This window comes from Rufibacter psychrotolerans (genome assembly GCF_016924645.1).
GTDB lineage: Bacteria > Bacteroidota > Bacteroidia > Cytophagales > Hymenobacteraceae > Nibribacter > Nibribacter psychrotolerans.
Genome location: NZ_JAFFJV010000001.1, coordinates 559,156 through 573,822 on the forward strand (window position 1 = coordinate 559,156; position 14,667 = coordinate 573,822).

The following is a 14,667-nucleotide window of genomic DNA, read 5'->3' on the forward strand; positions in this document are numbered from 1 at the left end:
GGCCTTTTCCAGAAAACACCTCCAAAACAGAAGTACATGCGCAAGAGATTATCCCTGGTTCTTTTTCTGGTGGGCTGCGTGGCGGCCATGTCGTTTGCGCCTTTCAAGAAGAAGGTGGTGCGGGTGTACCTCATCGGCGATTCTACCGTGGCCGATTACTCAGACTACGACGGCGAGGAATACCTGAACAAGCGCTACCCCATCATGGGCTGGGGCCAGATGTTCAGGCCGTTCCTGGCGAAAGACAGCCTGGCCAAGGTGCGGCACCTCATCAAAGCCGACAGCGTCATCCTGCTGGACAAAGCCCGGGGCGGGCGCAGTACCCGCACCTTTTTTGAGGAGGGCCGCTGGGCCGCCGTGTACAAAGACCTGCGGAAGAATGATGTGGTCATGATTCAGTTCGGGCACAACGATGCCTCGGTGGAGAAGCCGGAGCGTTACGTGACCATCCAGGGGTACAAGGAATTTCTGCGGCTGTTTGTGCACCAGACCCGCGAGAAAGGCGCGTACCCCATTCTGCTTACGCCCGTGACCCGCAACTATCCCTGGAAAGACGGCCGCCTTGGCAACGTGCACGGCGCGTACCCGCAGGCGGTGAAAGACGTAGCCCGGGAACTGAACGTGCCTCTGATTGACTTGCAGCAGCTCTCCATTGATTCGTTCTCCCAGAAAGGGCAGGAGTTTGTGACCACCCGCTACTTCATGAACCTGCCCGCCGGCAAGTACAAGAACTACCCAGAGGGCCAGAAAGACAATACCCACTTTCAGCCGGAGGGTGCGCAGGAAGTGGCCCGCCTGGTGTTCCAGGGCATGCAGGCGCTAAAGTAAACGGGAGCCTGTTTGTTCCTCAAGGAGAGGTGTTTTGGAGCTGTTTCTGCCAGAGAAGCCCCAAAACACCTTTTTTGTTTTGCCGCCCGGTAAGATTGAAACCGCTTCCTGAGGTGTTAGGGCTGGATTTTAAGAAAATCGCAGAAAAATATGGTCCTTCTTTTTGTGTATTGTGAAAATAACAATTAACTTTAGTTTATAAGTGAAAAACAAAATAAAGAGCGGTTTGCAAAAGCCTCTTTTTTTTACGTGAGTGTGCAATCGTTTGCCCAAACCTGCCTGCGCAGTGGGGCAAGCTGAACAAAAGGCACCGGGTTGGCGGTAGCGCCCGCCTGACTACGCGACGTGGCAGCAAAAAGGAGGGGGAGTGTTGATTGGGTAAAGAGCTCCACCAGCAGTAAGTGCCCCCAAAAGGCTGAAGTGAATTTTACCACTACATCATAAACAGCAAACAAATCTAGCCATGAACACCCTGTTACACTTTCTTGCCCGCGTTCTCCCTTTCCAGGAGGAGTATTTCAGCCTTTACAGGCCTGCCCCGTTCTACTTAGGACAAACTAGTAAGTACTACTAGTAGTTCTTAAAGAAATTATAATAGTAGGCTTAGTTACTCAATCTGCCTGTAAGGCGTTCAACCAGAACAAGGCTGCTGTTCCTCTATCATCCGGCTACTGAGGGCCCGTTTCCCTGAGGGTAGGGCTGACTTGTGCTCCTTTTGCCTGCTATTCTTCAAGCCTGACCTTAACCACTGGCCACTTTTCATGAACTGCTTCCGTCCTATTTGCAAAGCAGTTTTTAGCTGGAAAGAGTATCCCTATTTTGCCTCCCCCAGTAGCGGGCGGCACTACTACCCATTGAAACAGAAAGGATTACGAGCCTCCTCTGTTCTCTAGACTAAGAATGCCGGTGAGGCAATGCGCAATCGGTTGCACATGCGGGTTGCCTTACGCCTGGTTCCAACTGTTCTCAACGGCCCCGCAGGAGGGGACGGAGCAACCTGAGCCGGGGTACATGACACCCCAGGCCCGGCATTTCAACGGAATTATCAATACACTTTAATTATAACACCTATGCGAATGATGTTACTCAGACTACGGTATTTGCTTGTGCTGTCACTGGTACTTGCCACGGTACTGGAGGCAGCCGCTCAGACCCGAACCGTTCAGGGAAAAGTGGTGGATGAAAAAGGCGAAGGATTGATAGGAGTCACCGTGCTCCTGAAAGGCACGTCCACCGCCAGTGCCACCGGCGTAGACGGCTCCTACTCCCTGAACGTGCCCTCCGGGGCAGGCACGCTGGTCTTTTCCTACGTGGGGTTCAAAACCCAGGAAGTGGCCCTGGGCAACCAGTCCACCGTGAACGTGACGCTGGCCTCCGACTCCAAGACGTTTGATGAGGTGGTGGTGATTGGCTACGGTACCGTGAAAAAATCTGACCTGACCGGGTCGGTGGCCTCGGTGCGGGGCGAGGACTTAACGGCCATTCCGGTGACCAATGCCCTGGGCGTGATGCAGGGAAAAGTGCCGGGCCTTGACTTGACCACCAACAGCGGGCAGGCCGGTTCCGGTCTGAGCCTGAGCATCAGGGGTACCCGCTCCATTGCGGCGCAGAACCCTCCGCTGGTAATCGTGGACGGCATTCGCTACGACGGTCCGCTGGACGTGAACCCCAATGACATCGCCTCCATGGAAGTGCTGAAAGATGCCACCGCCACCGCCATTTATGGTTCCCTGGGTGCCAACGGGGTTATCCTCATCACTACCAAAAGCGGAGCCGCCGGCAAGGCCAAACTTAGTTTCAACTCATATTACGGAATTCAGTCCATAAACGGGTACGCCGATATCATGACCGGTCCGGAGTGGGTGCAGCTGAGACGGGAAGCCCGCCGCACGGTAGGGGAGTGGAACAGCCCGGCCGACGATGAGAAGATCCTGCCGCCGGCGCAGTATGAGAACTTCAGGAACGGCATCTGGACCGACTGGGCCAAGGAACTCCTGGGCACCGGCAGCCAGCAGAACTACCAACTGGGGCTTTCCGGCGGTACCGATAAACTGAGCTATTACCTGTCTACCGAGTATTTCAAGGAGAAAGGCCTGCTCAAGATGGACCAACTGGAACGCTACAGCGGGCGCATGAACGTGAGCTACCAGGCCTCTGACAAGGTAAAGGTGAGCACCAGCTTACTGTACGCCCAAAGAGACCGCGACATCAGACGCGACCCCCTGAACCAGGCCAACAAGATGAGCCCGCTGGGCCGCCCGTACGATGATGAGGGCAATTTTCTGGTGTTCCCGGTGGGCGACAGCAATACCCTAAACGCCCTGGTAGACGAGCAACCCGGCGCTTACGCCAACAATGAAATCAACCGCCGCTTCTTCGGGAACCTGTCGGTAGACTACAACCCCATCAAGGAACTCACCTTCACGTCCCGTTTTGGTATTGACCAGCACAACACCAGAAACGGGTTGTTTGCCGCTACCAACACCATTGATACCGGTCCTAACGGCCTTTCCCTGGCACAAGCCTCCTTGGGGAACTTCTCCCGGTACACCTGGGAGAACTTCGCCAACTACGCTAAAACCCTTTCGGCAAACCATGAACTATCCGTGTTGCTGGGGACCAGTGTGTGGGGGGAGACCAATGAGTCCTACTCGGCCCAGGGCAGAAACCTGCTTTCGTCTACGTTTCTCTTCCACAACCTGGGGGCTAGTCAGTCGGCGTACCAACTGCAAAGCAATCTGGTGGAAAGAAGCATGCTCTCCTTTTTCACGCGCTTGAATTACAAGCTGATGAACAAGTACCTTCTCACCTTTGTGATGCGTACCGACGGGGCCTCTGTCCTGGCCGAAGGGTATAAATGGGACTACTTCCCATCGGCTTCCCTGGCCTGGCTCCTGAAAGAAGAAAACTTCCTGCAAAACGTGAACGCGGTGACAGACTTAAAGCTGCGGGTGAGCTACGGCGTCTCGGGGAACAGCGCCATTTCTCCCTATATGACCTTGGGTGGTTTGGGCAGGTCTACCTATGCCTGGGATGAAACCCCGGCCTATGGCTACTACCCGGGGGCTATCTCTAACCCTAAGCTAAGCTGGGAAACCACCGCCACCACCAACCTGGGCATTGACTTCGGGTTCTTCAACAACCGGGTAACGGGTACCATTGACCTGTACCAGCAAGACACCAAAGACCTGCTGCAGCAACGCCTGTTGCCCACCACCTCGGGCTACGAGCGCGTGATTGACAACGTGGGCAAAGTAAGGAACAGAGGGGTAGAGGTCCTGTTGAGCACCGTGAACTTTGATCAGCCAAACGGGTTCAAGTGGACGTCTGATTTCACGTTTGCCCGCAACAAGGAAGAAGTGCGGTTCATTGGCGAAGGAATTGAACGTGACCTGAGCTTCGGCAGCGACGGCCTGCACGTGGGGCACCCCATCAACGTGTTCTACAACTACGAGAAAATTGGCATCTGGCAGTTGGGCGAAGAAGAAGCTGCCCTTAAAAACCAGCAGAAGCCGGGTGACATCAAGGTGAAAGACCAGGACGGCAATGGCATTATCAACCAGGAAGACCGGATTGTGGTGGGCAACGAAGTGCCTGACTGGACCCTGGGCGTGACCAACCGCTTCAGCTACAAGAACTTTGACCTGTCTGTGATGGTGTACGCCCGGGTGGGCCAGACCATTGAGAGCGAGGCCGCCAACTCCTACAAGGTAGACGGCCTGGAAAACGGCCCCCTGGTAGACTACTGGACCCCTGAAAACCCTACCAACGCCTATCCAAGACCTAACGCCGGTACCAGCCGGGCCAGTACCCGCTACTACTCAACCCTGCAGTACGTAGACGGCTCTTTTGCCAAAATCAGGGATCTTACCCTGGCCTACAACTTCCCTAAGCCCCTGATTGAAGGCTTGAAGCTTTCCCGCCTCAGAGCCTACGTGACGGCCAAAAACTACTTCATCCTGTACAGCAAGATCAAACCGTATGACCCTGAAAGAGGAGGCGCCCTGAGCTTCCCGATGACAAGACAGCTGGTGTTTGGTCTCAATGTAGAATTTTAAGAACCGGAGGGTATCCCATGAAAAAGTTAATCTATAAAATCTTGTTGCCGGTAAGTTTGCTGGCCGCCCCTTCTTGTGATTCATTCCTGAAAGAAGAGAACCTCTCTGGCCTCACCGCAGATGGGTATTATAATACCGTGGAGGGCATGGAGAGCTTGGTCAATTCATTGTACACGCCCATGCGGTTCTGGTATGGCAAGGAAAACGGCATTGCCCTTTCTGAGCTGGGGACCGATATCTTTACCCGGGGCAGCGGCATGGAGAATCCGCCCATTGCTCTGTACAACTCAGACCTTACCAGCGCCAATTCGGCCATCAACTTCTACTGGACGCGTTTTTACGCGGCGCTGAATGCCTCCAACGCCGCCATTGCCAGAATACCCACCTCCCCGCTGGCCGATAACCTGAAGCCCATCAGGGAGGGAGAGGCGCGGTTCCTGCGGGCATTCTACCTGTGGCACATTGTGGAAACCTGGGGTGGCGTGCACCTCTCTACCACTGAGACCATTGGGGTACAGACCACCGCCTACCGCAGCCCGGTAGAAGCCTTTTACACCCAGATCTTCCAGGACCTGGACTTTGCCATGGCCAATTTGCCGGTAACCACCTCCCAGTACGGCCGGGTGACCAAGCCGGCCGCCGAGGCCTTTGCCGCCCGCATGCACCTGTTCCGCGGAAACTACGCCGAGGCGTCGCGCCTGGCCAAAAAGGTGATCAATGACTATGGCTTTAAGCTCATGCCTACCTACGGCGCCTTGTGGGACATTGCCAACATCAAGAACACCGAGGCCATCTTTGTGGTGAACTTCACGGCCGATCTGATCCTGAACCGCGAGTTTGACGGATTAACCAGTTCATCTGATGATGATATTCTGATCCGCGATGGTGGGAACAACTCACATTTGATGTTCCTGATGACCTATGACCAGCTGCCGGGCATGCAACGCGATATTAAATACGGCAGGCCCTTTTCCCGCTTTATGCCCACGGCGTACCTGCTAGACCTGTTTGACGAAACCAAGGACGCCCGTTTCAACGCTACCTTTGAGACGGTGTGGTATTCTAACCGGCCTGGTACCTATAAAGTAACCATGACCAATGGGCAAGAGAAAGAAGTTACGTTCAAAGCAGGAGACACCGCCATCTACGCCACCAAATACGTGGTGCCCAATGCACTGAAGGACGCCAAGCCTTACACCATCATTGACCGCAGCCGAACCTATGACGCCAACGGGGCACCACGGGTACGCGACCGGTACATGTCCCTGAAGAAGTTCTTAGACCCAGCCCGGCAGACCATTTCGCAGCAGCAGGGCCGCCGAGACCACTTCGTGCTCAGGCTCGCCGAAATGTACATGATTGTGGCCGAAGCCGAACTGATGCAGGGAAACCCCTCCGAGGGGGTAACGTTCCTCAACGAGGTGCGCCGGAGAGCCGCCCTGCCCGGCAAAGCAGCCGAAATGGAAATAACCGCCGACCAGCTCACCCTTGATTTCATCCTGGACGAGCGGGCCCGTGAATTCGCCGGGGAGCAGTTGCGTTGGTTTGACCTGAAACGCACCAATAAACTGATTGAGCGCGTGCAAGCCCACAACCCAGATGCGGCTCCCAACATCAGGCCATTCCATATGTTGCGGCCCATTCCGCAAGCCCAGCTGGATGTGCTCACCAATCCTCAGGACTTCCCGCAGAACGATCAATACAACTAGCCTCAACCGTAAAAAGGGGAGAAGAGAAATCTTCTCCCTTTTTTTATGACCCAAAGTTGCTTGGTAGATCAAGCAGCAAATCAACTTCCCAAAGCAAACCCGTTTGTGACCGAAGCCAATGTTTTGCTTATTATTCTTATCTTAAATAATATGTAAAGTTTATAGATTCGCGAGCCTTTGTTGCTAACAATTTGCGCTCCCGTTTCAGGCCTGTTTTGCGGAAAACAGGCCTGAAACACCTGCATGTGGCTTTAGAGTTGTTTTCCAAAGTAAAGCTTTGAAGGTCCAGTCACGACAGTTGGAGGGGAGGCATCCACCAGTCGCAGGCGCTTTTCCGCTTGCTGGTGAAAACACGCAGCAAGGGAAGAGGTATTTTTCTTTTGCTTTCTTGAAAAGGTGCTTCCACTTTGGATTTCCTATGGTTCTTTCCCAAGACAGTTCCAAATTGCGTTTTTGGCTAACAGGGAAGGCCGATGGTTCTGATAAGACGATCCTTTTAGATTATCTGGGTAAGTAGTGAGTTAATAGGAAGTAGTTTATTGAGTGGAGAGGAACAAGTTGCCATCGCAGGGGTTTAATCTGAAAGAAAGAGGGGCTGAGTGCCTTTCCTAGGGGGATTTTGGAGAAAACCACCTGGGCAGGAGAGCACCTGAAGAACGGTATCACAGGTGTCAAGGCAGCCTAAGCAGCCAAGGCAATGGAACCAGTTAGGGCGCAACAGTAGGAGTTGTTGCTCCTGATGCCGGAAAGGTGAGCGGTAACCAGATGGTGAAACAGGTGCCGGTGCCCCACTGCGACGCCACGCTGATCTTTCCCCGGTGATGCTCAATGATCCGGCGCGTGATGGCCAAGCCCAGGCCGGTACCTTCTCCCATTTTCTTGGTGGTAAAGAACGGCTCAAAGATTTGTTGCATCACCTCCTCGGGCATGCCCTCCCCGGTGTCGGCAATGGTGATGGTGGCATGGTCCTCTTCCCGTCCAGTAGTGATGGTGATGGTTCCTTCCCCCTTAATGGCCTGGGCTGCGTTGCACAGCAGGTTCAGGAAGACCTGCTGCAATTGGCCCGGAAAACAGGCTATTTCGGGCAAATCGCCGTAAAAACGCTGCACTCTGATTCTATCTCGGAGTTGACTGCTCAGGATCACCAAGGCGGCATCCAGGCTGTCGTGCAGGTTCACGGGCTGCGGAGCCGCCTCCTCCCCGTGGGTAAACGTCTTCAGGCTTTTCACAATCTCCTTGGTGAGCGAGGCCCCGTTCCTGACGCTGTTCAGGAGCTGGCTTGACTCCTCCAGCAGGGTCTCCAATTCCAGTTCCTGCTTCAGTTTTTCCAACCGCTCCAGTTGCGGGGTGGTGTCGGTGCCGGGTTTCAGGGCCAGGTACTGGGTTACCACCTCCCGGATGCCCGAAAAATTCACCCGCAGCGAATCTATGCCCGCCGACACGTAGTTGATGGGGTTGTTGATCTCATGGGCTACCCCTGCGGTGAGCTGCCCAAAGGAGGCCATTTTCTTGGAACGGGCCAGTTTTCGCCGGGCCTTCTCCAGCTTCCTGCGGGCTTTTTCCAGCCGGGTGCGCTGGGTGGTGAGTTCCTGCCGCTGGGCCTTGATGAGGGAGTTTTTAGACCGCAGCAACTGCAGGGCCCTTTCGCGGGTCCGCACCGCCAGCAATAGCAGAGCCGCAGTCCCCACCAGAAAAGTCGCTCCCCATCCCCACGCGCCGGGCACGGCAGACGCCAGCCCCAGACCGGCAGAACCCCAGGCCTGGCCAAGTGGTAAGGCCTGGAGGTGAACCTGTTTTTGCGCGGTTTCCTTCAAGGCTGGAAGGTGGGCTAGGCTTGGCTTGGTACCCGGCGGGGCCTCTGCTTGCTGCAAAGCCAGCAGCAGGCTGTGGTACTGGAAGGCCCGTTTGAAGTCTGAAAGCTGGCCATAAGCCTGCGCCATGCCGGCGTAGGCTTCCCTCAGTTCATGGGCGGCCTCTGCTTCTTTGGCGAAGTGCTGCGCCTGCGTAAACTTTTCCAAGGCCTGGGCAGCCTGCTTTTTCTTGAGGGCAAGGATTCCCAGGTGGTTGAGCGTTTGCGCCAGGTCAGTGGGGTTGCCGGCCGTGCAGGCCAATGCCAGGGCCCGCTGGTAATAGGGCAGGGCTTGGTCTTCATGTCCTTGGGCACCGTAAAGCGAACCAAGGGTGTTCAGCAGCCGGCACGCCTCCGCCAGATCGCCCAGGGAAGTGAACCGGGTAACGGCCTGTTCAAAGCATCTGGAGGCTTTGGGATAACTCCCCGCCGCTACGTGCGCCAGCCCCAGCTTCCGGAGCGATAGCGCCTCTTTTCTCAGGCGTTTACGGGCCAGGGCTTGCTGCAGGGCCTGGGCGGCAGAGTGCAAGGCTTTGCGAGGATGCGCGGCGGAGTAGGCCTCAGGGCGCTTCAGAGATTCCTGCACCCGCGCAGAATCGGCACGTGCAGGAAGGAGCTCCGGTGAACGGTCGGTCTGCTTTCCTGCTGCCAGGGCGGGCCATTGGAGGAATACGAAAAGCACCAGGTATATCGCTACTTTCATGATGCTGTCTCAGGTTTCAGGATAGATGGGCTACGCGCCGGGATCTTGGAACAGGAGGAGGGAACCGCCAGTCCAGGGAAGCCGGCTAAGCCTTTATGTTATTAAATTAATAAAATATTATTTTTTATAATTTAAGTATAATGTACAACAGTGGCCCAAAGTTTCCAAACGAATGGTCTTTTTTGGACCGATTTGCCCAGAAACGCTCGAAAACTAATTCCCGGAAGAAGGATTCAGGGCCCCACTGCCGCCGCCTGCTGTATATGGCAGCCAGATTGGGTTGCCACTTTTGCAACCAAGGCGAGGCTGGGATTTGCTATTTTGAGGATTTGTGAAGATATTGAACCAGAGACCAGCCCCAGGGCAGGGAACGGGAAAAGAAACGGGCCAGCGCGCCTTTTTTATTTTCTCCCATGCGCAATCGATTGCGCTTACCCTCGGCCTCGGCTGATTGCACTTTTATCCTAACGTCTGGCCAGAATGAAGAAGTTTGTGAAGTCACTTCCTGCCTGTTTCCCCGCCGCCTTTCTGCTGCTCGCGCTGGCAAACGGCCCCCATACGCAGGCGCAGGTTTTGCCCTTCAAAGGGCAGACGGTGTACAACGCCTACCTGGTGCGGCACCTGCACGAAGCCTATGACCAACGCCGCGCCGCGTTGGAGCAGGCCTTGGCTTCTCCGGCGCAAATGCAGGCTTACCAGGCCAAAGTCAAAGAGGAATATCTGCGCGTTTTGGGCACGTTTCCGCAGAAACAGCCCCTAAACGCCAGGATTACCCGCACCATCAAACAAAACGGCTTTAGGGTGGAGAACCTCACCTATGAGAGCCGCCCCAACCACCATGTAACCGCCAACCTGTATATCCCGGAGGGCAAGGGTCCGTTTCCGGCGGTGCTGCTCCTAAACGGGCACGAAATGACGGCCAAGGCCACGGAGTCTTACCAGAAAACCGCCCGGCTGTTCGCCACGCACGGCTTTGTGGTGCTGTCGGTAGACCCTTTCTCGCAGGGCGAGCGCGTGCAGCTGACCGATGCCGCCGGCAAGACCCTCACCCGCGGAGCCACCACCGAGCACACCCTGCTCAACGCCGGCGCCAACCTGGTGGGCACCAGCGTAGCCGCCTACATGCTGTGGGACAACGTGCGGGGGCTGGATTACCTGGAAACCCGCCCCGAGGTGGACAAAACCCGTTTCGGGGCCATCGGAAACTCGGGGGGCGGCACCCAGACCATTTATCTCACCGCGTTTGACGACCGCATCAAGGCCGCCGCGCCCTGCAGCTATTTCACCCAGCGGGAGCGCTACATAGAGGTGGCCGGCTCGCAGGACGGCTGCCAGTACATGCCCGGCGAAGGCAACCTGGAAATGGCCGATTTCATCATCGCGGCGGCTCCCAAGCCAGTCCTGGTGCTGGCTGGCGAGAATGATTTCGTAGACCACCGGGGCACCCTGCAGGGCTTCAAAGAACTGCAGCAGGTGTACCGCACCCTGCAGCAACCCACTAAAGTAGAGCTGTTTGTCTGGCCAGATGGGCACGGCATCTCCCAACCCAAGCGCGAGGTGGCGGTCACCTGGTTCCGGAAATGGTTCTATCAGGACGATACCCCCATCAAAGAAGGCAACATCGGCAGCCTGCCCGAGAAAGACCTCCTGGCCACTCCCTCGGGGCAGGTAAACACCGCCTTTGCGCAGGAAGCCACCGTGCAGGCCCTAAACCAGCGCCGGTTTCAGGACTTGGCCCGTGAACGCCAGGCGTTTTTAGCCCAGCAAGACAAAACGGCCCTGAAAACCAAGGTGCGCGAGGTCATCGGGCTGCAGCTGAACTCTACTCCCGTTTTCACCGAGGTAACGGACGCCAGCCTGGGCAAAGGGTACCGGCTGGAAAAACGGGTCCTGATGCGAACCGGCGAACTGCCGGTGCCGGCCATGGTCTACACTCCCACCGGCAAGGGCAAACCCTCCAGGATTAGGGTGCATCTTACCGATAAGGAAAAAGGCAAGGAAAGCCTGGCCAAGAACGACAGCCTGATCCAAAAGGAAATGGCGGCCGGCACCATTCTGGTCTTTGCCGATCTGCGCGGGGTAGGGGAAACCAAAGACGACCCCAAGCTCAACGACGCCAAATACTGGAGCAGTGAATACCGCAACGCGGTGCTGAGCCTGCACCTGAAACGGCCCTTGCTGGGCCAACGGGTGCAGGATGTGGTCACGCTGCTGGATTACCTGAAGGCGCAGCAAGGCTGGGAAAACCTGCCGGTGCACCTGGAGGCGGAGGGCGTGTACGGCCCGGTGGTCACGCATGCGGCCTTCCTGGATGAGCGCATCACGCAGGCCACCATCGGCAACGCCATCACCACCTATGAGGCGTACCTGCGCAACCCGCTGCAGAAAGACATGTACTCCAACGTGGTGCAGGGAATCCTGCAGTACTATGACCTGCCCGACCTGGTCAAGCAGAGCGCGGGCCGCATTAAACAAACCCAACTATGAAATTAGAACATTTCGCCCTTAACGTGGAAGCCCCCCTGGCCATGGCCGATTGGTACACCCAGCACCTGGGCATGCGGGTCATCCGGCAAATGCAGGAGGCGCCCTACACCACCTTCCTGGCCGATGACAGCGGCCGCATCATGGTGGAGATCTACCTGAACCCGCCCGGCGAAGTGCCGCCGTACCGAACCATGGACCCGCTGCAGGTGCACCTGGCGTTCGTGTCAGAGAACCCGGCCGCCGACCAGGAGCGCCTGTGCGCCGCCGGGGCCACCCTGGTCTCTGACCAGCACCTGGCCGATGGCTCGCACCTGGTGATGCTCCGCGATCCCTGGGGCCTGGCCCTGCAGCTCTGCAAACGCGGCTCGGCCATGCTGGCCCGGGTAGAATGGTAGGCCTCTGCTTACGCAAGAAACCGGAGCTGCCCATGAACCAGGCGCGGGGCTGCCATGGTTTTGGGGCTATTTTTGTGAAAACGCCCTAAAAACCGCCTCGGGCCGTCCGCTACGTGAAAGGCCCCTTGTTTTAGCACCCGACTCCTTCGCGTAATTTGAATAGGCTTTCCCGGTGTACGGTAGCCATGTTTTTTTAATCTGTTTGACTATGAAGCGTTTTGCATCACTTTTTCTGGGCGTTTGCTGCCTGGGGCTTATGTCGTTTCTGGCGTACAAGAAACAGCCCATCACGGTGTACCTGATCGGGGACTCCACCATGTCCATCAAAGAGACCAAAGCCTACCCCGAAACGGGCTGGGGCATGCCGTTCAAGTATTTCTTTGACAGCAGCGTAACCGTGGAAAACCACGCCAAAAACGGCCGCAGCACCCGCACGTTCATTGAAGAAGGGCTGTGGCAGCCCGTGGCCTCGTCCATGAAGGCCGGCGATTACCTGTTCATCCAGTTCGGGCATAACGACGAGGTACCTACCAAGAAGAGCTACACCCCCGAGGCCGCTTACCGGGCCAACCTGGAGCGGTTTATTACAGAGGCCCGGAAGAAAAACGTGACGCCCATCCTCATCACGCCCGCTGCCCGCCGTAAGTTTGACGCCGCCGGCAACATGGAGGAAACCCACGCGGTGTACTCGGGCATTGTCCGTACCGTGGCCCAGCAGCAGAAAGTAGCCCTGGTGGACCTGGACCGCAAAAGCCAGGCCCTGCTGCAAAAGCTGGGTCCCGAGGCCTCCAAGCTCCTGTTTGTGCACCTCCAACCCCAGGAACACCCCAACTACCCGCAAGGCAAGGTAGACGACACCCACTTTAACGAACTGGGTGCCCGCGAGATGGCCCAGCTCGTGCTGGCCGAACTAAGAGCCCAGAAAGTAGACCTGCTGGAAAGGCTGGTAAAACCACAGGTAAAGCAGTAACACCCTGTTAACCCTTTGCCATAAGCTTTTTACTGTTTACCGCTGGCGCGAGCCTCCGGCTCGTGTCCGCACGCATTGCGGAATAGAATCGATTCCCGTTTTCCAGACAGCTCGTGCTCTGGCTTCCCTCCATGGAGGCCAAACCCTCGTTGTCGTCTTGGAGAGAGCTTACGGGCGAGCTAGAAAGTCATGGGAGAAACGTTTCTACCGGTTGCTCACCAGGCGCTTTCAGGAGGACAACCTGAGGAGGAGCGTTCTGGAATGCGTGCGGACACGAGCTACAAGCTCGCGCCAGCGAAGGCTCGCGTCCGCGAAGGACCAGTGATGGAACCTCCCGCCAGCGGGGTAGATTTCATCCTCCCAGGCAGGCTGAATGCAGCATGATCTCGTAAATACCATTGCTACTGCGCCCTTCTTGATTCAACCGGCGGCCCTTTTTGGCCCGTTTTCCTGAAATCAGCCCTTAAACGCTTGCTCTATTTTTCTCTGCTATGAAACCTGTTACTTTTTCTCTTTTCTTTCTGCTGGCCACCTGTTGGTTGGCTTCCTGCGCGGTACAAAAGCCGGTGCAGTGGCCCCTGGAATCGCTCACTTCGGTAGGGGGGCACCCCACCCAGGTGTTGGGGAATCCTAAGGTGGTGCAGGGCCAGGGAGGAGCGCAGGCGGTGGCTTTTGACGGACAAGCCGATGGTTTGCTGGTAGACCACAACCCCATTGCCGGCGCCGAGGAGTTCTCCATTGAGGTGGTCTTCAAACCCAATGCGGCCTGGCCTGCCAACGTGGAGCAACGGTTTCTGCACATTGAGGACCTGGGCACCGGACAGCGCCGCCTTCTGTTTGAACTGCGCCTGAACAACCGCAACCAGTGGTACGCCGACTTCTTCCTGCGCACCGAGAACAAGGCGCTGACCCTGATTGACTCCACCAAGACGCACCCGGTAGGCGAGTGGGCCACCATGACGCTCACCTACAAAGACAAGCAACTGAAAGGCTACGTAAACGGCAAACTGGAGCTTTCCGGCGAAATTGAGTACCTGCCCATCCCGGCCTCGGCCAAGACCTCCATCGGCACCCGCATGGACAAACGCTCCTGGTTCAACGGCCAGATCCAAAGCATAAGGGTCTGGAAAACCGCCCTGCAGCCCAAGAAGTATTCTGATATTCTGTAGGAAAGGCTTGCAAAACTTTTCCTTGTTCGGCTCCCCGGATGCGTATACGCTAAGGGGCGGAGTTCTATAGCTTTGTGCTAGCCTGATCAAAAGCGTCGTTTGGGAGTTATTTTCTGTAAAATGGCTCCCAAACGACGCTTTTGGTTTCACACCCTCGCTCGCCTCCGGCGAGTGTGTGCTATCTGGCGGCGTCTCGCCGCAATGCGGGAAATGTAAACGGCTTCTTACCAAATAAGCCCAAGGTGAAGACTTTCCTAGAGGCAAAAGCTACTCCTTCAAAGCCCCGTGCCAACAAACTTCCCTCGCTCGCCTCCGGCGAGTGTGAGCTATTAGGCGGCCTCTGGCCGCGTTGCAGAACATTTTATTGCAGTTCCCCAGCGGCGAGACGCCGCCCGATAGCTCACACTCGCCGGAGGCGAGCGAGGGTTTCAAGAGTGTGAAAACTAAGGAGTCGTTTGGGAGCTATTTGCTGCAAAATGGCTCCAAATCGACACTTTTG

At 56.4% G+C, this 14,667-nt stretch carries 8 protein-coding genes; 7 read left to right on the forward strand and 1 reads right to left on the reverse strand.

Annotation, left to right across the window (positions count from 1 at the left end; translation table 11 throughout):
* Positions 1–36: 36 nt before the first annotated feature.
* The 3 genes from JT718_RS02160 (at position 37) to JT718_RS02170 (ending at position 6,595) form a co-directional block, all read left to right on the forward strand.
* A complete protein-coding gene (locus tag JT718_RS02160; RefSeq protein ID WP_205500020.1) occupies positions 37–828 on the forward strand; it encodes a rhamnogalacturonan acetylesterase in 792 nt (263 codons plus the stop codon).
* A gap of 1,076 nt (positions 829–1,904) precedes the next feature.
* Positions 1,905–4,886: a SusC/RagA family TonB-linked outer membrane protein gene (locus JT718_RS02165; RefSeq protein ID WP_240336864.1), complete on the forward strand. Its 2,982-nt coding sequence runs from the start codon at positions 1,905–1,907 to the stop codon at positions 4,884–4,886.
* A gap of 17 nt (positions 4,887–4,903) precedes the next feature.
* Positions 4,904–6,595 (forward strand): RagB/SusD family nutrient uptake outer membrane protein, encoded by a 1,692-nt coding sequence (locus tag JT718_RS02170; protein ID WP_205500021.1) that lies wholly within the window; start codon positions 4,904–4,906, stop codon positions 6,593–6,595.
* Between the two features lie 707 nt (positions 6,596–7,302).
* On the opposite strand, the gene JT718_RS02175 is transcribed toward JT718_RS02170, so the two are convergent.
* Positions 7,303–9,147 carry a tetratricopeptide repeat-containing sensor histidine kinase gene (locus tag JT718_RS02175; protein ID WP_205500022.1) on the reverse strand — a complete coding sequence of 615 codons (1,845 nt, stop codon included), beginning with the start codon at positions 9,145–9,147 and terminating at the stop codon, positions 7,303–7,305.
* Between the two features lie 480 nt (positions 9,148–9,627).
* On the opposite strand from JT718_RS02175, the gene JT718_RS02180 reads away from it, so the two are divergent.
* From JT718_RS02180 to JT718_RS02195, 4 genes are all read left to right on the forward strand, one after another.
* Positions 9,628–11,634: an alpha/beta hydrolase family protein gene (locus JT718_RS02180; protein ID WP_205500023.1), complete on the forward strand. Its 2,007-nt coding sequence runs from the start codon at positions 9,628–9,630 to the stop codon at positions 11,632–11,634.
* A complete protein-coding gene (locus JT718_RS02185) occupies positions 11,631–12,029 on the forward strand; it encodes a VOC family protein (protein WP_205500024.1) in 399 nt (132 codons plus the stop codon). The genes JT718_RS02180 and JT718_RS02185 overlap by 4 nt, the downstream gene beginning before the upstream one ends.
* A 208-nt stretch (positions 12,030–12,237) precedes the next feature.
* Positions 12,238–12,999: a rhamnogalacturonan acetylesterase gene (locus JT718_RS02190; RefSeq protein ID WP_205500025.1), complete on the forward strand. Its 762-nt coding sequence runs from the start codon at positions 12,238–12,240 to the stop codon at positions 12,997–12,999.
* 491 nt (positions 13,000–13,490) lie between these two features.
* On the forward strand, positions 13,491–14,168 hold the full coding sequence (locus JT718_RS02195; RefSeq protein WP_205500026.1) for a LamG domain-containing protein: 678 nt from the start codon (positions 13,491–13,493) through the stop codon (positions 14,166–14,168).
* The last annotated feature ends 499 nt before the right edge of the window (positions 14,169–14,667 follow it).

Coding starts and splice junctions, on each gene's coding strand:
- JT718_RS02160 (WP_205500020.1), top strand. CDS start 37: ATGCGCAAGAGATTATCCCTGGTTCTTTTTCTGGTGGGCTGCGTGGCG.
- JT718_RS02165 (WP_240336864.1), top strand. CDS start 1,905: ATGATGTTACTCAGACTACGGTATTTGCTTGTGCTGTCACTGGTACTT.
- JT718_RS02170 (WP_205500021.1), top strand. CDS start 4,904: ATGAAAAAGTTAATCTATAAAATCTTGTTGCCGGTAAGTTTGCTGGCC.
- JT718_RS02175 (WP_205500022.1), bottom strand. CDS start 9,147: ATGAAAGTAGCGATATACCTGGTGCTTTTCGTATTCCTCCAATGGCCC.
- JT718_RS02180 (WP_205500023.1), top strand. CDS start 9,628: ATGAAGAAGTTTGTGAAGTCACTTCCTGCCTGTTTCCCCGCCGCCTTT.
- JT718_RS02185 (WP_205500024.1), top strand. CDS start 11,631: ATGAAATTAGAACATTTCGCCCTTAACGTGGAAGCCCCCCTGGCCATG.
- JT718_RS02190 (WP_205500025.1), top strand. CDS start 12,238: ATGAAGCGTTTTGCATCACTTTTTCTGGGCGTTTGCTGCCTGGGGCTT.
- JT718_RS02195 (WP_205500026.1), top strand. CDS start 13,491: ATGAAACCTGTTACTTTTTCTCTTTTCTTTCTGCTGGCCACCTGTTGG.